General features: G+C 62.6%; 23 protein-coding genes. 21 read left to right on the top strand and 2 right to left on the bottom strand.

Going from position 1 to position 25,205, the window contains the following annotated elements:
• Positions 1-13: 13 nt before the first annotated feature.
• Both KSW38_RS13260 and arr read left to right on the top strand, forming a co-directional pair.
• A complete protein-coding gene (locus KSW38_RS13260) occupies positions 14-571 on the top strand; it encodes a DUF5666 domain-containing protein (RefSeq protein ID WP_216925388.1) in 558 nt (185 codons plus the stop codon).
• A gap of 65 nt (positions 572-636) precedes the next feature.
• Positions 637-1,047 (top strand): NAD(+)--rifampin ADP-ribosyltransferase, encoded by a 411-nt coding sequence (gene arr, locus KSW38_RS13255; RefSeq protein WP_216925387.1) that lies wholly within the window; start codon positions 637-639, stop codon positions 1,045-1,047.
• A 27-nt stretch (positions 1,048-1,074) separates the two neighbouring features.
• On the opposite strand, the gene KSW38_RS13250 is transcribed toward arr, so the two are convergent.
• On the bottom strand, positions 1,075-2,088 hold the full coding sequence (locus KSW38_RS13250) for a formylglycine-generating enzyme family protein (protein ID WP_216925386.1): 1,014 nt from the start codon (positions 2,086-2,088) through the stop codon (positions 1,075-1,077).
• A gap of 214 nt (positions 2,089-2,302) precedes the next feature.
• Here KSW38_RS13250 and KSW38_RS13245 point away from each other — a divergent pair, with 214 nt between their 5' ends.
• The 5 genes from KSW38_RS13245 (at position 2,303) to KSW38_RS13225 (ending at position 8,334) form a co-directional block, all read left to right on the top strand.
• A complete protein-coding gene (locus KSW38_RS13245; RefSeq protein ID WP_216925385.1) occupies positions 2,303-3,328 on the top strand; it encodes an ABC transporter permease in 1,026 nt (341 codons plus the stop codon).
• Between the two features lie 31 nt (positions 3,329-3,359).
• Positions 3,360-4,283 carry a carbohydrate ABC transporter permease gene (locus KSW38_RS13240; protein ID WP_216925384.1) on the top strand — a complete coding sequence of 308 codons (924 nt, stop codon included), beginning with the start codon at positions 3,360-3,362 and terminating at the stop codon, positions 4,281-4,283.
• Positions 4,284-4,352: 69 nt separating this feature from the next.
• Positions 4,353-6,014: a type 2 periplasmic-binding domain-containing protein gene (locus KSW38_RS13235; protein WP_216925383.1), complete on the top strand. Its 1,662-nt coding sequence runs from the start codon at positions 4,353-4,355 to the stop codon at positions 6,012-6,014.
• 54 nt (positions 6,015-6,068) lie between these two features.
• Complete coding sequence (locus KSW38_RS13230; protein WP_216925382.1) at positions 6,069-7,121, top strand: LacI family DNA-binding transcriptional regulator; 1,053 nt, start codon at positions 6,069-6,071, stop codon at positions 7,119-7,121.
• 28 nt (positions 7,122-7,149) lie between these two features.
• Complete coding sequence (locus tag KSW38_RS13225; RefSeq protein ID WP_216925381.1) at positions 7,150-8,334, top strand: Gfo/Idh/MocA family protein; 1,185 nt, start codon at positions 7,150-7,152, stop codon at positions 8,332-8,334.
• Here KSW38_RS13225 and KSW38_RS13220 read toward each other — a convergent pair.
• Entirely contained in the window at positions 8,331-9,257 is a 927-nt protein-coding gene (locus tag KSW38_RS13220) for a LysR family transcriptional regulator (RefSeq protein ID WP_216925380.1), read from the bottom strand. The genes KSW38_RS13225 and KSW38_RS13220 overlap by 4 nt on opposite strands.
• A gap of 107 nt (positions 9,258-9,364) precedes the next feature.
• Here KSW38_RS13220 and tdh point away from each other — a divergent pair, with 107 nt between their 5' ends.
• The 14 genes from tdh to KSW38_RS13150 all read left to right on the top strand — a co-directional run bounded on the left by tdh (position 9,365) and on the right by KSW38_RS13150 (position 25,187).
• Complete coding sequence (tdh, locus tag KSW38_RS13215) at positions 9,365-10,411, top strand: L-threonine 3-dehydrogenase (protein ID WP_216925379.1); 1,047 nt, start codon at positions 9,365-9,367, stop codon at positions 10,409-10,411.
• Positions 10,412-10,459: 48 nt separating this feature from the next.
• Entirely contained in the window at positions 10,460-11,653 is a 1,194-nt protein-coding gene (locus tag KSW38_RS13210; protein ID WP_216925378.1) for a glycine C-acetyltransferase, read from the top strand.
• Between the two features lie 246 nt (positions 11,654-11,899).
• The gene (locus tag KSW38_RS13205) at positions 11,900-12,997 is read left to right on the top strand and encodes an NAD(P)/FAD-dependent oxidoreductase (protein ID WP_216925377.1); all 1,098 of its coding nucleotides are present in this window, start codon (positions 11,900-11,902) and stop codon (positions 12,995-12,997) included.
• Between the two features lie 11 nt (positions 12,998-13,008).
• The gene (gene hutI, locus KSW38_RS13200; protein WP_216925376.1) at positions 13,009-14,247 is read left to right on the top strand and encodes an imidazolonepropionase; all 1,239 of its coding nucleotides are present in this window, start codon (positions 13,009-13,011) and stop codon (positions 14,245-14,247) included.
• Positions 14,248-14,281: 34 nt separating this feature from the next.
• Positions 14,282-15,784: a sensor histidine kinase gene (locus KSW38_RS13195; RefSeq protein WP_216925375.1), complete on the top strand. Its 1,503-nt coding sequence runs from the start codon at positions 14,282-14,284 to the stop codon at positions 15,782-15,784.
• Positions 15,781-16,464: a response regulator gene (locus KSW38_RS13190; protein ID WP_216925374.1), complete on the top strand. Its 684-nt coding sequence runs from the start codon at positions 15,781-15,783 to the stop codon at positions 16,462-16,464. Before KSW38_RS13195 ends, KSW38_RS13190 begins: the two co-directional genes overlap by 4 nt.
• Before the next feature lie 155 nt (positions 16,465-16,619).
• Positions 16,620-18,596 carry an APC family permease gene (locus tag KSW38_RS13185; RefSeq protein WP_216925373.1) on the top strand — a complete coding sequence of 659 codons (1,977 nt, stop codon included), beginning with the start codon at positions 16,620-16,622 and terminating at the stop codon, positions 18,594-18,596.
• An 18-nt stretch (positions 18,597-18,614) separates the two neighbouring features.
• Positions 18,615-18,986 (top strand): hypothetical protein, encoded by a 372-nt coding sequence (locus tag KSW38_RS13180; protein WP_216925372.1) that lies wholly within the window; start codon positions 18,615-18,617, stop codon positions 18,984-18,986.
• 262 nt (positions 18,987-19,248) lie between these two features.
• The gene (locus tag KSW38_RS13175; protein WP_254186477.1) at positions 19,249-20,568 is read left to right on the top strand and encodes a TrkH family potassium uptake protein; all 1,320 of its coding nucleotides are present in this window, start codon (positions 19,249-19,251) and stop codon (positions 20,566-20,568) included.
• 122 nt (positions 20,569-20,690) lie between these two features.
• On the top strand, positions 20,691-21,608 hold the full coding sequence (locus KSW38_RS13170) for an SIS domain-containing protein (protein WP_216925371.1): 918 nt from the start codon (positions 20,691-20,693) through the stop codon (positions 21,606-21,608).
• Positions 21,609-21,617: 9 nt separating this feature from the next.
• Positions 21,618-22,568, top strand: a complete 951-nt coding sequence (locus KSW38_RS13165; protein WP_216925370.1) for an ROK family protein — start codon at positions 21,618-21,620, stop codon at positions 22,566-22,568.
• The gene (locus KSW38_RS13160) at positions 22,565-23,536 is read left to right on the top strand and encodes a 1-phosphofructokinase family hexose kinase (RefSeq protein WP_216925369.1); all 972 of its coding nucleotides are present in this window, start codon (positions 22,565-22,567) and stop codon (positions 23,534-23,536) included. Before KSW38_RS13165 ends, KSW38_RS13160 begins: the two co-directional genes overlap by 4 nt.
• Complete coding sequence (locus tag KSW38_RS13155) at positions 23,518-24,372, top strand: class II fructose-bisphosphate aldolase (RefSeq protein ID WP_216925368.1); 855 nt, start codon at positions 23,518-23,520, stop codon at positions 24,370-24,372. The genes KSW38_RS13160 and KSW38_RS13155 overlap by 19 nt, the downstream gene beginning before the upstream one ends.
• Positions 24,373-24,395: 23 nt before the next feature.
• Positions 24,396-25,187 (top strand): DeoR/GlpR family DNA-binding transcription regulator, encoded by a 792-nt coding sequence (locus KSW38_RS13150; RefSeq protein ID WP_216925367.1) that lies wholly within the window; start codon positions 24,396-24,398, stop codon positions 25,185-25,187.
• Positions 25,188-25,205: the final 18 nt, after the last annotated feature.

The following is a 25,205-nucleotide window of genomic DNA, read 5'->3' as shown; positions in this document are numbered from 1 at the left end:
GCACAATTGATTCATGGCCACCATCACGCCGGGCCTTCGCAAGGCCCTCATCGCCAGCGGCATCGCCGTCGCCCTGACCGGCGGCGGGGCAGCCGCAGTGTGGGCAGGCACCCAACCGAGCCCATCGCCGTCGAGCGCTACTGCCTCACCAAGTCCCTCCGCATCTGACGGCGCCAAGCGCCCAGAGGGGCGAGCCCAGGGGATCCATGGCGAGCACGTTGTGAAACAGCAGGACGGCACCTTCCGCACTGTGGTCACACAGACAGGCAAGATCGAGTCCGTGAGTGATTCTGCCATCACCGTCAAGAGCGAAGATGGCTTCACGCAGAGGTACGCGATCAACTCCGGGACCCGCATCTCACGCATGCCCACCGCGGTCTCAGAACTGCGCAACGGCAAGGGCAAGCCCGCGCTGCCATCAGCTACCGCGGCGGATCTCAAGGCCGGCGACACCGTTAGGATTGCCGGGACCAAGGACGGCGACACCGTGACGGCACAGCGCATTGTGGCCGGTGAGCTTCCGGCTATCCTCAAAGGGCATCTCAAGGGGCACGGACATAAGGTGCTTTGACTGGAGTTCGCACAGCACCAGACCCTAACCAGTGATTCGGTGAGTTCTGCGATTAGGGTGTAACTGTGAATCAGCCGTTGGACGAAGGTCCGTTCTTCCATGGCACAAAAGCCGACCTTCGGGAAGGGGATCTCCTGAGCGCGGGCTTCAGGTCGAACTACCGGCCCGAGGTCGTGATGAACCACATCTACTTCACAGCTCTGCGGGATGGCGCAGGACTGGCTGCCGAACTCGCGGCCGGTGAAACTGAGCCGCGCGTTTACGTCGTCGAGCCGACCGGCGCCTTCGAGGACGATCCGAACGTGACCGATAAGAAATTCCCCGGCAACCCCACCCGGTCATACCGCAGCAGGGCGCCGCTCAGGGTCCTCAGCGAAGTCACCGATTGGACGCGCCTGGAGCCCGAGGCGCTGCGAGCGTGGAAGGAACGCCTGGCAGCAATACTTGCGGACGAGCGCGGCGAAATCATCAACTGACGATTCTCCTCGTCGAAGCCGGAACCTTTAGAGAGCCACTGTCCTGAATCCGAGGTTGGCGCTGGCCGAGTCAGGCGTGTTGGAACTCCGTGCGGCCAGCCGGTAACGGTTGCAGTAGGAGTCGTGGCACAGGTATGAGCCGCCGCGCATAACCCGTCCGCGGCCAATCGTTGGGCCTTGGGGGTCTTCTACGGTTCCGGCGGTCAGGCACGTCTTGTAGTACTTGGGCAGGAACCAATCGCTGCACCACTCCCAGACGTTGCCGCTGGTCTGGTAGAGCCCATAACCGTTGGGGGCGAAGGACCTGGCCGGTGCCGTAGTGAGGTAGCCGTCCTCGACGTCGTTACGCACGGGGAACTCGCCCTGCCAGATGTTGCAGTTGTGCCGGGCGCTGCCTTCGGCGCTGTCATTGTGAAGCTCGTTGCCCCATGGATAGCGCTGCCCGGCCGCACCGCCCCGTGCTGCATACTCCCATTCCGCTTCGGTGGGCAGTCGTCGGCCCGCCCACGCGCAGTAGGCCATGGCGTCATTGAAGGACACGTGCGTCACTGGATGGTCCGGGATGTCCGTCCAGTGGGAGAGGGGTCCGGCCGGATGGGCCCAGTCGGCGCCACGGACATTGAGCCACCAAGGGACGTTGTTGACCCGGTTCAGGATGTCGCGTGGCTCGGCCTTGACGGCAAGATGGAACACCGCAGAGGTCCCGAACTCTTCCGATTCCGTGCGGTGCGCTGTGGCATCCACGAACGCCGCGAACTCGGCGTTGGTGACGGTGGTGGCGCTGATGATGAATCCGGAAACGGACACCTCGTGGACTGGCGTCTCGCCATCTCCGTCGTAGCCTTCACCGAAAGGATCGCCCATGGCGAAGGTCCCGGACGGGATCCGGACGTCGTTATGACCCGCTGTCGCGGCGTCGTTGCCCGAATGTACGACGCCGGTGCTCGGGTTCCGGTGTCCGCCCGCCGCGCGTAGGGGGAGCGTCAGTCCGGGTTTGGTGTGTTCCCGGGCGCCGGCGCCCGGGCTGCAGCAATCTGCCATTTCAACCTTCCCTCTGCGGTTCTCCATCAATCTTAGTGGCGTCGGCCACACTGCCCGACAGTGATCAAAACTGATTTCTATCGTCAGTTTCAATCATGATCTTGCAAACATGAACGAGGTCGTTTATGGTTTGTTAAACGGTTAACGAAGGTGTTTTGAATCACACTCTTCAAGCAAACATTGATGGCCCTTGCCCCAGCACTGAGGAGACAGCATGAACTCGACGACGCAACAAGCTCCGGCTTTGCCGGAAGCGCGCCGCGTCCCGGAGCCATTGCCCGGTAAATCCGGCAGGGCGAGGCGCAAGGGCAACAGGGCACCGCAGCAAAGCTTCCGCTCAAGGCTGAGGCGCGATAAGCAGATGCTCCTGATGATGCTCCCGGGTGTTGCTTTCCTGCTGCTCTTCTTCTACATCCCGATCCTGGGCAACGTCATCGCGTTCCAGGACTACCAGCCCTACCTCGGCATCGGGGATAGCCTTTTTGTTGGCTGGCAGAACTTCGTGGACCTGTTCGGCAACCCCGACTTCATCCATGCGTTCTGGAACACGCTCTACCTTGCGGCGTGGCAGCTGGTTTTCCTTTTCCCGGTGCCGCTAGTGCTTGCACTGATTGTGGACTCACTGATCAGCACGCGGGTCCGCAGGATTTTCCAGAGCATCGCCTATCTGCCGCACTTCCTGTCCTGGGTCCTGGTGATCGCATTCTTCCAGCAGATGTTGGGCGGTGCGGGCTTCGTGAACAACCTGCTCCGCGATATGGGCATGGATCCGATTCCGTTCATGACCAATCCGGAAACCTTCCCCGTCATGGTGGTCATCCAGATGATCTGGAAGGACGCCGGCTGGGCCATGATCATTTTCCTCGCCGCCCTGGCAAGCATCGATGCCTCCTTGTATGAAGCAGCGGCTGCTGACGGCGCGGGACGTTGGCGCCGGATGTGGCACATCACCCTGCCTGGGCTAAGGCCCGTGATCGTACTCCTCCTGATCCTGCGCATTGGCGACATCCTCTCCGTCGGTTTTGAGCAGTTCATCCTCCAACGCGACGCCGTGGGCGCAGGGGCAGCGGAAGTGCTGGACACCTTTACCTACTACACGGGTGTGGTTGGTGGCGGCTGGAGTTCAGGTGCCGCAGCGGGCCTGGCGAAGGGTGTGGTCAGTGCCCTGCTGATCTACGGCGCCAACAAACTCGCCCACCGCTTCGGCGAAGACGGAATTTTTGCTAAGCAAGCACGCTGAGCCCACGCGGCTGCTGCACAAGGAGAACCCCATGGCAACAACACTTTTCACGAGGAAACCGCGGGAATTGAGCTACAACCCCAAACGACCCGTATGGAAGGAACGCCCTTCACCTCTGTACCAAACGCTAAAGGCCGTGGTCCTCGTCCTTTTCAGTCTGTCCATCCTGACGCCGATCCTCCTGGTGGTGTCCACGTCCCTGGCGGACACTGAACAACTCGTGCAGGCCGGTGGATTCGTGCTCTGGCCTGAGCGGCCCACCTTGGAGGCTTACGCCACGATCTTCAAGGGTCCCATGGTCCTGCAGTCCCTCGGCGTGAGCATGCTCATCACTGTTGTGGGCACCATCCTGGCGCTGTTCGTCACCATCACCATGGCGTACGCCACCAGCCGGTCAGTCCTCTTCGGCCGCCCTGTGGTACTCGCGGTGTTGTTCACGCTCTTGTTCGCTCCGGGCCTGATCCCGTCCTTCCTGATGATTCGACAGCTCGGGCTGCTGGATTCCCTGTGGTCGCTGATCCTCCCGGGCATATTCGGGGCCTTCAACTTTGTGGTGATGCGCTCGTTCTTCATGAACATCCCGGGCGAACTGATCGAAAGCGCACGGATCGATGGCGCCAATGACTGGCAGATCCTGTGGCGGATCGTCATGCCACTGTCCAAAGCCGTCATCGCCGTCGTCGGTTTGTTCTATGCCGTTGGTTTCTGGAATTCGTTCTTCAACGCACTGCTCTACATCAATGACCACAGCAAATGGCCCATCCAGTTGCTGCTCCGCAACTTCGTGGTCCAGGGCAGCGGGGCGGCAGACCAGCTCGGAATTACCACCACTCCGCCCCCGCAATCCATCCAGATGGCTGTAGTAGTGGTGGCGCTGGTTCCCATCCTGATGGTTTACCCGTTCCTTCAAAAGCACTTTGCCAAGGGCGTCATCACCGGCGCAGTGAAGGGTTAGCCGCTGCCGCGGCATGCCTGCAACAAGCACAGCATCAATTACCAGTAAATAACCAGAAAGGGTTATGCCATGACGAGCACTACCTCAGGACAGGCTGGATTCAGCCGTCGCGGCTTCCTTGGCCTCGCGGGCCTGGCCGTCACCGCCGTCGGCCTGTCTGCTTGCGGGGGTGGCGGAGCTTCGAACAGCGGAGGCGCAGCTGCCTCCGCTTCGGTCAAGCTGCCCACCTACAAGGAATTCACAGGCGTCACTCCGGATCTTGCCGGTAACGCCAAAGGCCTGCAGGCCGGCTACTTCAAGCTGCCCACCGCTGTGCAGTCCGTGAAGACACCGCCGCTTAAGGGCAAGGTGACCGGTTTGACCGAAACCTTCGACACCATGAGTCCGGGGCTGAAGGACAACCCCTTCTGGCAACGCCTCAACACCAAGCTCGGCGGCGACCTCGAACTGCAGATCGCCGAGGACATCGGAGACGGCTATCCGGCCAAGTTCGCCACTGTCCTGGCCAGCAATGACCTGCCGGACATGATGTGGGTGCCGCCGAACCAGGGAATTCCCAATGTCGGCCCCATGCTCGAGGCGAAGTTCCAGGACCTGACGCCCTACCTCTCAGGTGACGCAGTGCTTGAGTACCCCAACCTGGCCGCGCTGAAGCCCGATTCCTGGAAGACCGCCGTCGTAAACGGCAAGATCTGGGGTGCGCCCATCCCGAGCACTCCGTTCGGGCAGGTGTACCTGGGCAACCATGATGTATGGGCCCAAGTAGGTGGTTTCGAGGCTGCGAGCGCGGACGAGTTCCTGGACAAGGCCAAGGAATTGACGCGTCCGGGCGATCAGAAGTATGCCCTTGAGCCCGCCTATATTAATGCTCTGCACATGGTCACCGAGTGGTTTGGCGCTCCGAACAGTTGGGCCGTCAATAAGGACCGTACCCTGACGCATTTATACGAAACGGACGAGTACATGGCCGGCGTTGAATTCACGGCCAAGATGTTTGCAGCGGGCGTTTTCTATCCGGACTCCAAGGCCACGGACATTCGTTCCCGCGTTGCCAATGGCAGCGTTGCGGCGCAGGTTGTGGTGGGTCCCCATGACCTCCGCAGCTACCGGGCACTGAACAGGACCGCCAAGTTCGACATCCTCATTCCGTTCAGCGCGGACGGCAAGGTCAAGCCAACCTACGACATGGGCTATGGAACGGTGGGTTTCACACCGTTCAAGAAGGCTGGGGAAAGCAAGGTCCGCGAACTTCTGGCCCTCATCAACTACCTGTCTGCACCGTTCGGCACCGTGGAGTACATGCAGAAGAACTTCGGCGAGCTCGGCCAGGACTACACCTTGGATGGCTCGGGCAACCCGGTGCGTACGGAAACTGGAACCACCAATGCGCCTGGTTTGGTATCGGCGTTGAACATCATGTCCAGCCCGGAAAACGTCATCTTCAATCCGGGATTCGACGACGACACCCGCTATGTCAGCCAACAGGAAGAAAAATTGCTGGAGCTCGCGTGGCGCAACCCCACGAATGGTTCCTACTCGGATACGAACGCCAAGGTGGGGGCGAAGATCACCAAACAGCTCCGCGACAAGGTGGTGGACATCATCACCGGACGGGCCAAGATCGATGAACTCAAGGACGCGGTCAAACGCTGGAAGAGCGAAGGTGGCGACAAGATGCGCGACGAATACCAGGCCGCGTTGGATCCCGCCGCTCCGGTGTTCAGGAGCTAGCCTCAAAAATAAGACGAAATCAGATATTAGACGGCATCACAAGCAGGGGGAATCATGGGAAAAGCGAGTAACACGGGAGTCCGGCCCACCATTCGTATGGTCGCCGAACTCGCGGGTGTTTCCACGGCCACGGTTTCCTATGTGTTGTCCGGTCGCCGGGGCGATGCGGGACCGGGAGTTTCGGACCCGACGGCGGAGAAGGTCAAGGCTGTTGCGGAGCGGCTTGGCTACCGTCCCAACCAGGCAGCCCGGGCTATCCGGACAGGGCGGACGAACACCGTCATCCTGTCTTTGACGATGCTGTCCGATCCTTGGTCGTTGTCCGTCATCGAGGCGGTGCAAAAGGCGGCTGCTCCGTTGGGAATTACGCCGATGATCCTCGGCGACGCCGACTGGGTGAAGGTCCTTGGCACTCATAGCGCCGATGCCGTCTTCGTGGATGCAGTCCGCCCCGGGCAACGTGATGCCTTGCGGAAGCTCGCGGAGCACGGGACCACGCTGGTGGTTTTCGACGAAGGGCTTGAACCCGAGGGCTTTGACGTCATCAGGTCAATTGCGGGACCGGGGTGCCGCATGGCCGTGCAGCATCTCCTCCACGGCCATCGGAGGATTGCTTGCCTCACCCCGGCCACGGCTGGCGGTGCCTCTGGCGGCACCCGCTACCGGGCCTACTCAGAGGCCTTGATGGAAGCCGGCATTCCGGAAAACGAGGACTATGTGGGCCTCTTCGATGGCACGTCTGCCGGTGCGTATGCTGCCACAACACGGCTGCTCAGCCTGCCGGACCGGCCTACTGCCATCTACGCCACCACGGATTTCGCCGCCGTCGCAGCCATCAATGCGGCCCAACGGATCGGGCTCGCCGCTGGTGTGGACGTGGACATCATCGGTGTGGGCAACACGGTGGAGGGGGAACGGATGTCGCCGTCGCTCAGCACGGTGGGCCCCGTGGATTTCTTCGGCAAGCTTGCCCGGCTTCTTTTGCAGCGGGCCACGTCGCCCACTACGCCTGACGCCAAGAGCGAGCCTGCGGTCCTGGACTTCCCGTGGCACTTGTTCGTGCGTGAATCGGCACCCCACCGCAGCTCCGCAACCAGACTTTATTAAACGAACCAGCAGAAGGAAATTGCACCTCATGGAAAAGGATTTGAAGGTCGGCATCGTGGGTTTCGGTCTGCGCTCCGGGTTGTGGAGGCACGCCCATAAGCCGGGCCAGGGCTCTGAAGTCACCATCGTCTGTGACGTGAGCGAGAGGGGACGGGCGGACGCCGCGGCGAGCATTCCGTCAGCCCGCATAACGGACGACCTCGAGGAATTGCTCGCCAGCGGCCTTGACGCAGTCCTGGTGTTAACCCCCGATAACCAGCATGCCGCCGTCGCAGTCCGTACGCTCAAGGCTGGCTTTGCGACCTTCTGCGAAAAGCCGCTGGATATCACCGTGGAGGCAGCGGACCTGATCCTGAAGACGGCGTACGAGACCGGAACGCGCTTGTATGTTGGGCACAACATGCGGCACATGCCGGTTGTAGTACAGATGCGCCAAATCATTCAGGAGGGCAGGATCGGTGAGGTCAAGGCCATCTGGTGCCGGCACTTTGTTGGCGATGGTGGGGACTACTACTTCAAGGACTGGCATGCCCAGCGCGCCAATGTCACCTCGTTGCTCCTCCAAAAGGGTGCTCACGACATCGATGTGATCCACTGGCTTGCCGGCGCGTACACCAAGCGGGTTGCCGCCGTCGGCGATCTTGCCGTCTACGGTAACGTCACCAACCGCGGCAATAACGCCGGCAAGCGCATGGGCGAATGGTTCTCGGTGGACAACTGGCCCCCCACGGAGCAGAAAGACCTGGCCGAGGTGATCGACGTCGAGGACATTTCCATGATGAACATGGTCTTGGACAACGGCGTCCTTGCTTCATACCAGCAGTGCCACTTCACACCCGATTACTGGCGCAACTACACGATCATCGGCACCAAGGGCAGAATCGAGAACTTCGGCGACGGCCCCGGGAACACCATCAACGTCTGGACCAGCCGGACTTCCGGCTACGCGGCACCGGACGAGGTGCATACCATCCAGGCCGGTGACGGAGGCCATGGGGGCGCAGACCCGCGCCTGATCGAGGAATTCCTGCGCTTCGCCGCCCAGGGTGGCCCGACGCAAACCAGCCCGGTGGCTGCACGGCAGGCAGTGGTGGCCGGTATCCTCGCCGCCGAATCGCTGCGCGGCGACGGGTGCGCACGGGAAGTCCCTGCCCTGCCCGCCGGGCTCGTGGCATACTTCGACGCCGGTCAACCCGCCCTGATCCGGGATTAGGCCCTGCTGGATAGCTCGATAAGCTCGGTCATGACGGTTTGAAGTGACTCGCAAACCGTCATGACCGATTTCCGTTTCAACGTTTCCGGGCGGGCGAGGATGTCGATCTTGCGCACCGAGTTCACTCCGGAAAGGGGCCGCAGCACAACGCCGGCATCGAGGACACGCCGTGCCGTGAACCTTGGCAGGAGTCCGATCGCGCCGCCCGCCGCCACTAGCGCGGCAACGGTTGAGTAGTCGTTGATGCGGTGCAGCACTTCTGCGGGCCGTCCACTCACGGCAACGACGGCGGCGAGCACATCCGCGGGGGAGTAGCCGTCGCGGCTGGTCACCCAGGTTTCGCCCACGACGTCGGACGGCTTCAGTTCGCGCCGGGATGCCAGTGGGTGGTCCGCGGGCAGGGCGACGTCCAGGGGTTCGTCCGCCAGCGGGACCACGGCCACTTTGTCTTGGGGCCACGGCGGGCTGTTATCCATCCTGTGTGCCAGGACGAGGTCGTAGCGGGCAACCAAGCCCGGGAAATCTTCCTGGGCCACATCCTCATCCGAGAGTCGAAGCCTTGGCGACTTTCCGCCGTCGGACGCCACCAGCGCTGCCAACGGCGCGAACAGCGCTTGCCCCGCACTGTGGAAGGCGCTGACGCTCACCGGCGCATCCGGAGCGTCGTGAAAGGCGCCGATCGCTGCCCGTGCATCCGCCATGGCGTTCACGACGGCGGCCCCCGCCTCGGCGAGCACCTTTCCGGCGTCGGTCAGCACCAGGGCGCGACCTTCCTTGCGTGTCAGCGGGACGTCCACCGATTTCTGCAGGAGCGCGAGCTGTTGCGAAACGGCCGATGGGGTGACCATAAGAGTCTCGGCCACAGCTTTGACACTCCCGAGGTCACCGAGTTCACGGAGCATCTGCAACTGGTGGATTTCCATTAGCAAATCCTAAATCGTTGATTGAGAAGAATCTAGTTGTGCTAAATCGTTGGCGGCGCTCTAATGGAGTCAGCAGCAGCGAAGCAGCCCCAGCAGTGAGGAATCCCATGAAGGCTCTCTACAAATCCGGACCCCACGCAGGGTTCGAACTCGTTGACCGTCCCGAGCCCGAAGCGGGACCCAGCGACGTCAAGATCCGTGTCATGACCACGGGGATCTGCGGTACCGACCTCCACATCCAGAGCTGGGACGCCTGGGCCCAAAGCATCATCGAAACGCCGCTCATCGCGGGTCACGAGTTCTACGGTGAAGTGGTGGAAGTCGGGGAGGACGTCCGTGACGTCAAAGTAGGAGACCGGGTCTCCGGCGAAGGCCACGTGGTCTGCGGAATCTGCCGCAACTGCCGTGCAGGACGCCGCCAGATGTGCATCCACACCGTATCCGTTGGAGTGCAGCGCGATGGCGCGTTCGCCGAATATGTAGTCATTCCCGAGACCAACGTCTGGGTCCACCACGACGAATCCGTGACGCCGGAACTCGGCGCCATCTTCGATCCCTTCGGCAACGCCGTCCATACAGCCCTCAGCTTCCCCTTGGTGGGCGAAGACGTCCTCATCACCGGCGCAGGACCCATCGGGCTGATGGCCATTGCCGTCGCCCGCCACGCCGGCGCCCGCAAGATCGCCATCACTGACGTATCCGCTCCGCGGCTGGAACTGGCCCGTCAAATGGGCGTCGACCTCGCAGTCGACGTTTCCAAAATGCGAGTCCGTGACGCACAGCGGGAGCTGGGTATGCGCGAAGGATTCGATATCGGCCTGGAAATGTCCGGACACCCCACGGCGCTGCCTGAGATGATCGACAACATGAACCACGGCGGGCGGATCGCCATGCTGGGACTTCCCAGCCAGTCCATCGACATCGACTGGGGCAAGGTAGTCACCCACATGCTCACGCTCAAGGGCATTTATGGCCGCGAAATGTTCGAGACGTGGTACGCGATGAGCGCCATGCTTTCTTCCAACCCCGTGCTGCACCGGAACATCTCCGCGGTGGTCACCGACAAGCTGTCTGCGGCCGACTGGGAGAAGGGCTTCGAGATCGCCCGCGCCGGAACCGGCGGCAAGGTAGTCCTCGACTGGACCGAACTTTAACCTCCGCTGCCGCCACCGAACCATTCCCGACGTATTCAGGAGCACACCATGTACTCAGCCATCAAAGACCAACTCCAAGGCGAACTCGACGAGATCCGCAGCGCAGGCCTCTTCAAGACCGAACGCCACATCGATTCCCCGCAGGCTAGCCACATCGCCGCAGGCCAACTCGGCCAGCCAGCCAACACCGTGCTGAACTTCTGCGCCAACAACTACCTTGGCCTTGCCGACCACCCGGACATCATTGCCGCAGCCAAGTCCGCGATGGACGAGCGCGGCTTTGGCATGGCTTCTGTGCGCTTCATTTGCGGCACCCAGGATCTTCACCTGGAACTCGAGGCGCGTGTCTCGGCCTTTTTGGGCACTGAGGACACCATTCTGTTTTCCAGCTGCTTCGACGCCAACGGCGGCGTATTTGAGTCCCTCTTCGGCCCTGAAGACGCCATCATCTCCGACTCCCTCAACCACGCATCCATCATCGACGGCATCCGCCTGAGCAAGGCCAAGCGCTTCCGCTATGCCAACCAGGACATGGCTGACCTTGAGGCCAAGCTGGTTGAGGCCGAGGGATCCCGCCGCAAGATCATCGTCACGGACGGTGTGTTCTCCATGGACGGATACCTCGCGCCGCTTGAAGCCATCTGCGATCTTGCCGAGAAGCACGACGCCCTGGTGATGGTTGACGACTCACACGCCGTCGGCTTCATGGGACCCACCGGTGCCGGTACCCCTGAGCACGCCGGAGTTTCTGACCGCGTGGACATCTACACGGGCACGTTCGGCAAGGCCCTGGGTGGCGCCTCCGGCGGCTACGTTTCAGGCCGCGGCGAAATCGTCGCGATGCTGCGCCAGAAGGCCCGCCCCTACCTCTTCTCCAACTCCCTGGCCCCTGCCATCGTCGCCGCCACCATCAAGGCGATCGAGCTCGTCCAGGAATCCGGGGAGCTCCGCACCCGCCTCTTCGAGAACGCAGCCCTGTTCCGCCGCCGCATGAGCGAGGAAGGCTTCGAGCTCCTTGAGGGTGAGCACGCCATCATTCCCGTGATGTTCGGTGACGCCGTGGTCGCGGCCAAGGTTGCTGACGAGATGCTCGGCCACGGCGTGTTCGTCACCGCCTTCAGCTACCCCGTGGTGCCGAAGGGAGCAGCCCGCATCCGCGTCCAGCTTTCAGCCGCGCACAGCAGCGACGACGTCGAAGCTTGCGTTCAGGCGTTCGTGAAGAGTCGCGCAGCGGTCGCCTAACCGTCCCCGATCTTCTCTCACATCCTGCGGCTTTTGACCGGACGTTCTCTCACTTTCTTGACGCAAGGGAGAGAAGATCGGGCCGTTGGGGGTTGGATGTGAGAGAAGATCGGGCCGTTGGGGGTTGGATGTGAGAGAAGATCGGGCCGTTGGGGGTTGGATGTGAGAGAAGATCGGGCCGTTGGGGGTTGGATGTGAGAGAAGATCGATCTGTGCACCCCTCGTGCCTTCTGACAGGATGGAGCCATGGCTTCGAATTATGACGTGGTAATCGTTGGCGGCGGCATTGCGGGGCTTTCCCTGGCGTCCGCGCTCGCAGGGAAGTGCACGGTGGCACTGGTAGAGGCCGAGCAATCGTTGGCCTTCCACACCTCCTCGCGCTCAGCCCGCCAGTTGATTCCGAGTTACGGGCCGCCCGTGGTGCAGGAACTCACCGTCCGAACCTTGGAAATGATGAGGGCGCGCGACGCTGAACTTCCTGAGCCGGTCCTTACACCGCGCGGCTTCATGCTGGTTGGCGATGAGGAAACAGTCCGGGCAGAGGCCAGCGGCAACATGCAGACAATCACCCACGCAGAAGCCATGCAGCTCTGCCCGGTCCTGAAGCCGGAGTCGTTCACGGCGGCAGGGTTGGATAATGGCTCGTTTGGTTGCAACGCACCTGCCTTGTTGGAAGATCACCGGATTAGGGCCGAGGCCGCAGGAGCCGACATCATCACCGGTGCGCGTGTCCACTCCGCCCAGCGCCTCGGAAGCGGCTGGCAGGCGGGTGCCGGAACGGAAGGTTTCCAGTCCGCCGTCGTGGTTAACGCCGCGGGCGCGTGGGCGGATGAGTTGGCCGTCATCAGCGGCGTGGAGAAGCTCGGACTGCAGCCGTATCGGCGGACTGCGGCGATTGTGAACGTCGAGCAATCGCTGACGCGGCAAACGCCCATGGTGGCTGCGGCCGACCACTCGTTCTACTTCCGCGCAGAGGGCGACCAAGTGCTTATCTCGCCGTCGGAAACCGTGCCCAGTGGGGCAGAAGACGCCAAACCGTATGCCGGCGACGTGGACAAACTCATCAGCAGGCTCAACTCCCTGACATCCTTGGGCATCCGTTCAGTGGACCGGGCGTGGACGGGGCTGCGCACAGAAGCTGCGGACGGAATCCCGGTGGTTGGTTTCGACGCCGAAGCGAAGGGCTTCTTCTGGCTGGCCGGGCAGGGCGGTTACGGATTCCAGACGTCCTCGGCCATCGCAGAACTTGCCGCAGACCTCATCCTGGGGAATGTAGAGGCGGACAGTCCGGAATCCCGGACAGCTGAGCAGCTTGCGGCCGTTCGCTGGTCGATCCGGCGCTGAACAATAGGGACATGAGCGGAATCAGCAGTCCAGGACAAAACAGCACTCTCATCACCAACATCGGCGAGCTGATGACCCAGGACCTGGAGCATCGTGTCCTCAAGGACGCCGCGATCGTGTTCGAAGGCGAGCGCATTGCCTGGATCGGGTCCATCAACGACGCTCCCGTAGCCGATACAAAGATCGACGCCGAGGGCCGCGCCGTCCTTCCTGGCTGGGTCGACTCGCACTCGCACCTCGTTTTCGCTGGTGACCGCACAGCCGAGTTTGAGGCCCGGATGGCGGGGCAGAGCTACAGCGCTGGCGGGATTGCCGTCACCACTGGTGCCACGCGAAGCGTGAGTGACGATGAACTGACGAGGCTGGTGAGGGATCGCGTCACTGAAGCCGTCTCGCAGGGAACTACCTACCTTGAGAGCAAAACTGGCTACGGCTTGGACGTGGAGAACGAGGCCCGCAGTGCACGCATCGCCGCTGCCCTGGTGGACGAGGTCACCTACCTCGGCGCGCACCTAGTGCCGGCCGGGTCCGATCCGGAGGAGTACACGGACCTGGTCTGCGGTGAAATGCTCGACGCCGTTCTGCCGCACGTGCGCTGGGCGGACGTATTCTGCGAGCGCGGTGCCTTCACGGAAGAGCAGTCGCGCCGGGTCTTGACGGCTGCCCGGGATGCCGGGCTGGGACTGCGCGTGCATGGCAACCAGCTGGGCGAGGGGCCAGGCGTTGCGTTGGCCGTGGAGTTCGCGGCCGCCAGCGTGGACCACGTGAACTATCTGTCGGAGAAGGACATTGACGCGCTCGCGGGAACCTGGGCGGGCTGGGACCCGGCTACGGGAAGTGGCGTCCGTGGAACCGTGGCAACCTGCCTGCCTGCCTGTGACTTGTCCACGCGACAGCCGCTCGCGCCAGGCCGGGAGCTGATCGATGCCGGCGTCCAGATCGCCCTGGCAGCCAACTGCAACCCCGGCACCTCTTACACGAGTTCCATCGCGTTCTGCGTGACCACGGCGGTCCTGCAGATGCACCTCAGCGTCCACGAGGCAGTTCGGGCGGCGACGTTCGGCGGCGCTCTGGCGTTGGGCCGGGAGTCCGGGAACGACGTCGACGGCGAACGCGCGGTGGGTTCGCTCGCCATCGGTCATCGCGCAGACCTTCACATGCTGAAGGCGCCTTCGGCCACGCACTTGGCGTACCGGCCTGGGATTCCTCTGACGCATTCGGTGTGGCGGGCGGGCGTGCGCGCCGTCTAAAGACAGGTTGAAAATAGCTGACAGACTGGGGGACATGGCAAGGGGAATTCTTCGCATACGCTCAGGAGGGCTGGGCCGGGCCAGGACCGCGGTGGGTTTTGTTTTAGCGGTCTTCATCCCTGTGCTGACCACGACGGTGATGTCGTTTGCCCCGGATCTGAACTTTGCTACCCATGTCCTGGTGCATTTGACCGGGGTGATGGCGGTGGCGTTCATCGGTGGTCTCTGGCCTGCTGTGTTGGCCGCGATTCTGGACTCTTTGCTGCTGAATTATTTCGAGACCGAACCCGTTGGGACTTTCAGAATCAATGACCCGCAGATTTTGTTTGCCGTGCTCGTGTTCCTGGGGGCGGGGATTGCTGTGTCCTTGGTCGTAGGCCTCTCGGCCAAGCGGGCTCAGGAGGCTAGTTATGCCCGTGCCGAGGCTGCGACACTCTTGGACCTGGCCAGGAACGCCCTGGTGGAGGACGACACCATTGCGGCATTTCTGGATAAGGTCCGTGAGACCTTCCAGGTCCGCTCGGTGGGATTATTTACCAGAACTTCCCGCACAGGCGACGGCTGGGAGCTCCAGGCCCAGTCAGGTGAATCGCCGCCCCAGCCTCCGGGCTCGGCTGAATCAGGGGACGGTGCGTACGAGATGGCAGATACCCGGACGGCTCTTATGGTTTCCGGCAGGACCCTCACGGCCGGCGAGCGGCGGCTGCTGGCGGCCCACGCGACCCACCTGCTTTTACTCCGGCAACGTCATGCACTCCAGCTCAAGCTGAAGGCGACCGCGAAACTGGCTGAGGGCAACAGCATCCGGACGTCCATTCTGAATGCCGTCAGCCATGACTTACGGACACCGTTGGCCGGAATCAAGCTGGCTGTGACCGCCTTGCAGCGCCAGAAACGGCGGCTTCCCGAAGATATACGGGACGAGATGCTCCATACCATCGACTCCTACGCGGACCGCCTTGACTCCTTGGTGGGCAATCTGTTGGACATGTCGCGGATCTCCAGCGGGTCCACCGCCCCGCTCACATCCTCGGTGACATGGCGCGATGCCATCGAAGACGCGCTGCGGGGACTGCCGGAAGGAGCCATCCGCATCGATCTGGCTCCTGATATGCCAGCCATTGATGCCGACCTGGGCATGCTGGAACGCGTCATTGCCAATATCGTCGAGAATGCGCTGAAATACGCGGCGGGCTCGGATATCGCCATCGTGGGAGCTGCCAATGGAGCAGGGGTGGCCACGATTGAAGGGCGCCGCTGCGGAGAACTGAGGATCGTAGACCACGGCCAAGGTGTGGCCGCCGCGGACGTGATCGCCATGTTTGAGCCGTTCCAGAGGCTGGACGACGCGCCGGCTGGCCTGGGCATAGGACTCGGACTGGCCGTTGCGAAGGGCTTTACCGAAGCGATGGGCGGCCAGCTAAGTGCTGAACCGACACCGGGAGGGGGATTGACGGTTGTCATCCGGCTTCCTCTTTCCACCGGCGACGGGAACCCGCGTCACGCACTCGGCAGTGAAGAACGAAGTGAGCCATGAGGACCGTACTCGTAGTAGACGACGAACCACAACTGCTGCGTGCTTTACAGGTAAATCTGCGCGCTGAGGGATACACGGTGCTCACGGCACTGGACGGCACCACGGCTCTGCAGCATGCCTCGGGCAATCATCCGGACCTTATCGTTTTGGATCTTGGACTGCCGGATATTAACGGCGTTGACGTCATCACCGCGATCCGCCGTTCCAGCAGCACGCCGATCATAGTCTTGTCCGCAAGGCAAGGGTCCGTGGACAAAGTCCGTGCCTTGGACGCCGGGGCGGATGACTACGTTACGAAACCTTTTGGCCTGGATGAACTACTCGCGCGGTTGCGCGTCGCCGAACGCCGTCTGGGCTCTTCCGACTTCGGCGAACAAGTCGTGGTTGTCGACGTCGGGGACTTCGCAGTGGACCTCGAAAAGAAGAAAGTGACACGCGACGGCTCTCCAGTGCGGCTCACCCCGCGCGAATGGGCCATCCTGCAACTGCTGGTCTGTAACCCGGGGCGACTCATTACCCAGCAGCAGATGCTGGCCAGGATCTGGGGTCCTGGTTACGACGGAGAAACGCATTACCTCCGCGTCTACATGGGACAGTTGCGTCGCAAACTTGAAGCCGACCCTGCCCGTCCCAAGCATCTGCTCACAGAAGCCGGAATGGGGTACCGGTTCGAGCCATAACCGGCCGCGTCGCGCATGTCCTTAGGGGACAGTGGGAGTGTACGGACGCGGCGTAAATGATTCGTAAATAGAAACGCCTTTCCCGGTTTGATGCGTTCCGTGGGTGTTAGCTTCGGCTGTGACCGCGGTGCGTTGTTCCGCGCGGAAAGGAAACAATGACCACGTTGAGCAGGCCCCCGGCCGACCCATCGGCCCCCAAGCCGGCCGGCAAAGCAGCGCTGAAAAACTGGCTGCTGTTCGGGCTCCAGGACAGCAAAGGCACCCACCAGGGTCCCGGCGGGATAACCGCCGCCAACGAGAAGAAGCATCCATGGTGGCAGGTCATGTGCCTAACCGGCGTCGACTACTTCTCCACCTTGGGTTACCAGCCGGCCATCGCCGCTCTGGCCGCCGGTGTGATCTCGCCATTGGCGACCCTGGTCCTCATCGCCGTCACGCTGTTCGGTGCCCTGCCGGTCTACCGTCGCGTGGCCCGGGAAAGCCATCGCGGCGAAGGCTCCATCGCGATGCTTGAACGGCTCCTGCCACGCTGGGGCGGCAAGCTCTTCGTCCTCATCCTGCTTGGATTCGCCGCAACGGATTTCATGATCACCATGACCCTCTCCGCCGCGGACGCAAGCGCGCACCTGATTCAGAACCCGGTGGCCCCGGGTTGGTTGCAGGGCCAGAACATCCTCGTCACACTCTTCCTTTTGGCGCTGCTGGCTGCCGTCTTCCTCCGCGGCTTCAAGGAAGCCATCGGAGTGGCCGTCGTCCTCGTCGTTCTTTACCTAGGCCTGAACGCCGTGGTCGTAGTGGTGACCCTTACCCAGGTGTTCATGCACCCGGTGGCCATGGGCGGCTGGTGGAACGCGCTCTGGACCTCGCACGGGGACCCGATCATGGTGGTGGGAATCGCCCTGCTCGTGTTTCCCAAACTTGCCCTCGGTCTGTCAGGGTTCGAAACAGGTGTCGCCGTCATGCCCCAGGTCCGTGGAGACGAGGCCGATACGGTGGAAAACCCGGAGGGCCGCATCCGCGGAACCCGCAGAATGCTCACTACCGCAGCTGTCATCATGAGTGGATTCCTCATCACCACCAGTTTCATCACCGTCGTGCTGATCCCGGAGCAGGAATTTCAACCCGGTGGACAGGCGAACGGCCGCGCCCTGGCGTTCCTCGCCCACGAGTACATCGGCGTGGGGTTCGGCAGTATCTACGACATCAGTACCATCGCCATTCTGTGGTTCGCCGGGGCGTCCGCCATGGCAGGACTGCTCAACCTCGTCCCGCGATACCTGCCCCGCTACGGGATGGCCCCCGGCTGGGCCAAGGCTGTCCGCCCCCTTGTGCTCGTCTTCACCCTCGTCGGTTTCCTCATCACCTTCCTCTTTGAAGCCGACGTCGACGCCCAGGGCGGTGCCTACGCCACCGGCGTTCTTGTGCTCATGACCTCGGCAGCCGTTGCCGTCACGCTCTCTGCACGCCGGCGCAGGCAGCGAAAACGTACCATGGGCTTTGGCATCATCTCCTTGGTGTTCACATACACCACGATCGCCAATATCTTCGAACGGCCCGAGGGCATCAGGATTGCAGCAGTCTTCATTCTGGGCATCATCGTAATTTCCCTGCTCTCCCGCATCCGCCGCTCCTTCGAACTCCACGCCACACGCGTCCATCTGGACCGCCAAGCCCTGGAGTTCATGTCCGACACCCTCGAAGGCCCCATCGCGATCATTGCCCACGAACCGCTCCGGCTCACCGCCGCAGCGTACCGGGACAAGCTCACCTCAGCGATCGAGGTCAGCCATCTGCCGCTGGAACAGCAAGCCATCTTCCTCGAAGTGATAGTCGACGATTCATCGGACTTCGAAACGGAACTACAAGTACACGGCGTGACGCGGCACGGGTACCGGATCCTGGAGGTCCACGGTCCCGTGGTACCGAACACGATCGCGTCCGTCCTGCTCCACATCCGGGACGTCACCGGGCTCATGCCACATATCTACTTCCGGTGGACCGAAGGAAATCCTTTCACCAATCTCCTGCGCTTCCTGTTCCTGGGCGAGGGCGAAATCGCTCCCGTCACCAGGGAGGTGCTGCGTGAGGCAGTGCCCGATGTCACCCAACGCCCGTGGGTCCACGTCGGCTGACCAAGGAGGTGTTCGCGCATGGGCCCGCATCGAGACGATTTCGACGGCGGATTGAGGTTCGCTGCGCCGCCGGACTCAGTGGAGGGTTACGGAGGCCGCGGTGTAGACGGCGCAGCGTATCGCCCTCCGGGGGGTTACCTCTTCAGGGATAAAGCCGGCGACACCTGGTGGATCATTTTCCAGGTATCTCCCGACCCGCTTTCTCACGGACCCAAGGTTCGTGGAGATGTCCTGGGCTGCAGCGAATCCTACGACGAGCTTGTTCACATACGGGTGCTGGCCACCGACGTACTCCGTGCGGACGCTGATGCCGCCTTCCACCAAAAGTTGCCCTCCAGCTACGAAGAGGCTGCAAACGTTGCCGCGGGCATTCCCCGCGTTGGCGTGTAGTTCCGTTCCTGGCATGAATGGGCCAGCGTAAAGGAACCGTTAAGGATTCCCGATTTTCCTGTTTCCACATTTTCTCCGGTGCTACGCTCCCGGAGATCACGTGAGCAAACAGAGAGACGAGGCAGTGACAACTTCGGCCCGGAAGGACATTCCGGACAGCATCCCAAACCCTGAACACCTGCTGGGCCGCGGCCACGCACGCACGTTCTGGAAGCACCGTGACCCACAGACGCGCCGTGAGAACGTCCTCAGTCGCGCCCTCTTGCATCCAGTCCGCTCAGTACCCATCGCTTTCCTGGCGGTCATCCTCCTCGGCGCAGGCCTGCTGATGCTGCCCATCTCCCACAATGGCAGTGATCCAGAGACGTTCATGACGGCCCTGTTCACCGCCGTGTCCGCGACGTGTGTCACGGGCCTGATTACCGTCGACACGGCAACCTACTGGACACCCTTCGGGCAGGTCGTGATTCTGGCGCTCATCCAGGTTGGCGGATTCGGCATCATGACCCTTGCGACCCTGCTTGCCCTGCTCGTGCGTAAAAGCATCGGCCTGCGCGGGCAGCTTGTTGTGCAGTCAGAAACGCACACCCTCAACCTCGGGGATGTCCGCTCCGTGCTGTTTCGGGTTGCCAGGATCATGGTCGTTTTTGAAGCGGTAACGGCAGCAATCCTGGCTGTCAGGTTCTGGCTCGCCTACGACCCAAACCCAGCCGTTGCCCTGTGGCATGGAGTCTTCCACGCAGTGTCCGCCTTCAATAATGCCGGGTTCGCGCTCTACAGCGACAACCTCATCAGTTTCCGCGAGGACCCTTACATCCTGGTACCGATCTGCCTGGCCATCATTGCCGGTGGCCTCGGATTCCCCGTACTCATCCATTTGCTCAACGGCGGGGGACTGCGGGTCCGGAACTGGACGGTACATTTGCGGCTCACAGTGTTCGGGACGGTCTTCCTGCTCATAGCCGGCTTCGTGTTGTTCGCCGCGTTCGAATGGAACCGGGCCGAAACCCTGGGGCCGCTGTCCGTCCCCGGAAAGATCGTCGGGTCCCTCGCTGGAAGCGTGTTCCCGCGCACCGCGGGATTCAACAGCATCGACTACGGGGTGGCTGCACCGGAGACGCTGATGGTCAGCGACATTCTGATGTTCATCGGAGGGGGAAGCGCTGGAACTGCAGGGGGAATCAAGATCACCACTTTCCTCCTCCTGGCATTCGCCATCTGGAATGAAGTCCGCGGCCGGGACGATGTGACCATAGCCCACCGATCCATTAGCCCTGCCTCGGTACGGCAGGCCCTTTCGGTAGCCCTGCTCGGCATAGGCGCAGTCATTACTGGAACCATGCTGCTGCTCGTGTTCACCGACTACAGCCTCGAGAAGGTCCTGTTCGAATCCATCTCGGCTTTCGGCACAGTCGGGATGAGCACAGGAATCACGTACAACCTCCCTCCATCGGCTGAGTGGGTACTCATGGTTCTGATGTTTACCGGCCGCATCGGGAGCGTCACGGTAGCTTCGGCACTGGCCCTATCCTCCCGCCCCCGCCTGTTCAACCTGCCCGAAGAACGGCCCATCATCGGCTAAAGGGAACAAGTGCCCAATTGCCCGTTCCACTCCTGTAGATGATCCTTGTGAGATCGAAACTGATCGTTTAGTGTTTCTATAGATCATAAAACGTCATTGACTGAGCAGGAGCGAAACACACGATGAGCGAGAACACACAGGGCGCCTTCATGGAAGAAGAGCTGGTATCACAGCCCGATGTCTGGCAGCGGGCCATCGAGCAGGCCGCTTCTGAGCAGATGCTTCCCGCCGACGGCCAGCGGATCGCCGTCATCGGCTGTGGCACCTCCTGGTTCATGGCCCAGAGCTATGCTGCCGCCCGTGAATCCGCGGGCAAAGGCGTGACGGATGCCTTTGCGGCGTCGGAGGCTTTCCTGAACAGCAACAGCCCGGAGCGCCAGTACGACGCCGTTGTGGCCATTACGCGGTCCGGCACCACCACTGAGGTGCTGGAGATTCTGGCCGGGCTGAAGGGCATCGTCCCCACTGTTGCCATCATTGGCGATACGGCGTCTCCAATCGTTCACCTGGCCGACGCCGTGATCGGCCTCCCGTACGCAGATGAGCGATCCGTGGTGCAGACCCGCTTCGCAACTTCGGCACTGGTGTACTTGCTCGCCAGCCTTGGGATTGACCTGAAGCAAGCGGTCGAAGACGCAAGGGATGCAGTCTCAGGTCCCGTGGCCCAGGAACTCCTGGATGCTGAGCAATTCACCTTCCTCGGTACCGGATGGACTGTTGGCCTGGCCCACGAGGCAGGACTGAAGATGCGCGAAGCCGTGCAGGGCTGGACCGAGTCCTATCCTGCAATGGAATACCGCCATGGTCCCATCTCCATCGCGGCGCCAGGACGCGTAACCTGGTTGTTTGGCGCACAGCCCGAGGGCCTTGACAAGGACATGGCGGCCACGGGTGCCCTTTACCTCCACACGGACAAGCACCCGCTGGCTGAACTGGCCCGCGTCCACAAAGTGACCCTGGAACGTGCGCGCGTCCGCGGCCTCAACCCGGACCTGCCCCGGAACCTGACGCGCTCCGTCATCCTTGACCCCTCCGCCTAGGCGCCCGCCATGGTTCTCGGGCACGCAGAATCAGCAGTCCTGGCCTTCGACGTTGGCGGTACCGATGTGAAGGCCGGACTCGTGGATCCATCCGGAAACGTCCTTGGCATGCGTCGCGTCCCCACGCCCCTGGATCCATTGAATCCAGGGGAAGCCGTGCTGGACAGGCTCGCAGGGCTTGCTGATGAGCTCGCATCCGAGTTCCCGGACATCCCGGCCAAAGCAGCGGGGGTCATCGTCCCCGGCATCGTGGATTCCGTGGGAGGGATCGGGATCTACTCCGCAAATCTCGGGTGGCGTAACTTCCCGTTCACTGCTGAAGCCGAAAAGAGGCTGGGGCTTCCCGTGGCGTTCGATCACGATGTCCGCTCCGCCGCTGCCGTGGAACGCGCTTTTGGCGGATCCAAGGAGTTCAACGACGTAGTGGTCATGGTGGTGGGCACTGGAATTGCCGCCGCAGTCTTCTCCGGTGGCGTGCCCGTCACGGCCGGTGGTTTCGCCGGCGAGCTCGGCCACGCTCAGGTACCGGACCCCGACGCCGGAACTGCAGCAACCATAACTGAACCAATAGGGGCCACCATCCTAGAGGCCGTGGGTTCGGCAGGCGCCATCGCCAAGCGATACAGCAGGAAGTCGGGGAATACGGTAGACGGTGCCCGGGATGTCCTGCTCCGCTCCCAAAAGGGAGATGCCGTGGCTGCCCGCGTGTGGGCAGACGCCGTGGACGCCCTGGCCTTCACCATCTGCCAATGCGTAAACATCATCGGCACTGAAGCCGTAGTGATTGGGGGAGGCCTGGCCGAAGCAGGCGAGGACCTCCTCGAACCGCTCCGGGCGCGGGTGGACCAGATCCTGGACTTCCAACGACGCCCACGCCTCATCCAAGCCCAGCTTGGCCAGGACGCCGGGCTCCTTGGCGCAGCGTTGAACGCACGCGCACTCCTGGATGGTGCGCGATGACCGGCTCCGCCGCAACCCGCATCGTCACCGTCACCCCGAACCCAGCCATCGACATGACCTATACCGTCCACGGAATCACCGAGGGCGCCAGCCACAGGGTTCCCACACCCATCAGCCGCGCCGGAGGCAAAGGGCTCAACGTCGCCAGGGTGGTTCACCAAGTAGGTCATCCCGTGCTGGCCATTGCTCCTACCGGAGGAGCCGCGGGACAGACCCTGGCTGCTGAACTTTGGACGAGCGGGGTGCCCCACACGCTGGTGTCCGTCGCCGCCGAAACACGCCGCAGTATCGCGCTCGTAGACACCCTCGCCGGCGAGACCTCCATCTTCAACGAGGAAGGCCAGGCGCTCCTGCCGGACGATTGGCGCTCGCTGACCGCCGCCGTCGTTAAAGCCATACGCGGCGACGACGGAGAAGCTCCCGCCGCTGTGCTGGTGGGGTCCGGCAGCCTGCCGCCGGATGCACCGGCGGATTTCTACCCGTCCCTGGTGAAGCTGGCACACGACGCCGGCATCCCGGCCATTATTGACACCTCAGGACCCGGAATCATCGCCGCTGCCCAGGCCGGGGCCGATGTCCTGAAACCCAATCACCACGAGCTCGCGGAAGCCACGGGGGAGTCCAGCGTGGAAGCAGCTGCGCTCTCGCTGATTGCCATGGGCGCCCGCACGGTCCTCGTCAGCGCCGGTGCGGACGGAATGCTCGCCTTCGACCACGCAGCACCCGGCGGGTACTGGAGCGCTAGCCTCCCCGGGCCGCTGAGCGGCAACCCCACAGGGGCGGGCGACGCCGGTGTGGCGGCTGCCGCCGTCGCCCTCGCCGAAGGCATTACCGAACCCCGCGAGATTCTTCGCCGGGCCACCGCCTGGTCCGCCGCAGCAGTGCTCATGCCTGCAGCGGGCGAAATTTCGCCGAGGTACCAGGAACTCGAAGAACAACTGATCGTGACATGGAAGGAGACCCGGTGACCCTTGTCAGCACGCGGGAATTGATGGACAGGGCCGCGGCCAACGGTACGGGCCAAGGTGCGTTCAACGTCATCCATGTGGAAACAGCGGAGGGGCTGGTGGCGGGTGCCGAGACGGCGGGAGTTCCACTGATCCTGCAGATTTCGGAGAACTGCGCCAAGTACCACGGTGGACTCGAACCGATCGCGGTGGCGGCTTTGGCGATCGCCCGCGACGCATCAGTGTCCGTTGCGGTTCACCTGGACCATGCTGAATCCGAGGACCTCGCCATCGCGGCCGTGGACCTGGGCTTTGGCTCCGTGATGTTCGACGGCGCGCACTTGCCCTATGACTTGAACGTGGAAGCCACACAACGGGTAGCCCGCTACGCCCATGAGCGAGGCGTTTACGTGGAGGCTGAACTCGGCAAAGTTGGAGGCAAGGACGGCGCCCATGCACCCGGTGTCCGGACCGACCCTGCGGAGGCGCAGGCGTTTGTTGAAGCAACGGGTGTGGATGCGCTCGCGGTGGCCGTTGGTTCCTCCCATGCCATGACCGAACGCAGCGCCGCACTGGACCTGCACCTGATCACTCGACTGAAGTCTGCGGTCGGAAAACCGCTGGTCCTGCACGGCTCTTCGGGCGTCACAGACGAGATGCTTGTAGCTGCGATCGGCGCAGGTATGACTAAGATCAACGTATCCACACATTTGAACGGGTTCTTCACCCGCGCCGTCCGTGAGTACCTCGATGCCAACCCTGCAGTGGTGGATTCCCGGAAGTACATCAAGGCCGGCCGGGACGCACTGGTGCAGGAATCCGCACGTTTGCTCACGCTGTTCGCCAAAGCGAAATAGCCAGACCCCGCGAAAGGCTCGTCATGACCCGCACCGATCGGCTGACCGCCATCCTTGACCTCCTGGCCGAATCCGGCCATGTGGAAGTCGAGGACATCGTGACGCGGCTTGGCGTGTCACCGGCCACGGCACGCCGGGACTTGGACAGCCTTGCGAAACAACGACTGCTCAGCCGTACCCGCGGTGGCGCCACCACCGGATCCGTAGCCTATGATCTCCCGGGCCGCTATAACCGTGATGACCACGCCGTGGCCAAGCAGGAGATCGCCCAGGCGGCATCGGCCCTGATCCGCCCCGGCGCGGTGATCGGCTTGAGCGGGGGAACCACCAACACGGCGCTGGCGCAGCTGTTGTCCACCCGCGAGGACCTCAACGCGCCGTCCAACAGGCCCACCCTCACGGTGGTGACCAACGCGATCAACATTGCCTCGCAGCTCGCCGTTCGTCCGAACATCAAGATCATGGTTACCGGGGGCATCCTGAATCCGCGCTCCTATGAGCTCGTGGGGCCGTACACCGACGTCATCATGCAGAAGGTTGCCCTGGATATTGCGTTCATCGGGGTCAACGGCGTTGACCCGGACCTCGGCCCCACCATCACCGATGAAGGCGAAGCCATGGTGAACACCGTCATGGCGCGCCGGGCCACTGAGTCCTACGTGGTGGCGGACTCTTCCAAGGTGGGCCGCCGCTCCTTTGCGGCCATGTCCGGGTACGACTTCCGGCACCTCATCACGGACGCCGGGATCAGCGCCGAGGACAAGGCCGCATTTGAAGCCAAGGGCACGGAAGTCATCGTCGCACCTGCCACCTAAGCGATCCTGCAACTACGT

The organism is Paenarthrobacter aromaticivorans, assembly GCF_019038615.1.
Lineage (GTDB): Bacteria > Actinomycetota > Actinomycetes > Actinomycetales > Micrococcaceae > Arthrobacter > Arthrobacter aromaticivorans.
Note: the sequence above shows the minus strand (reverse complement) of the source record. Positions and strands in the feature narration are given on the sequence as shown.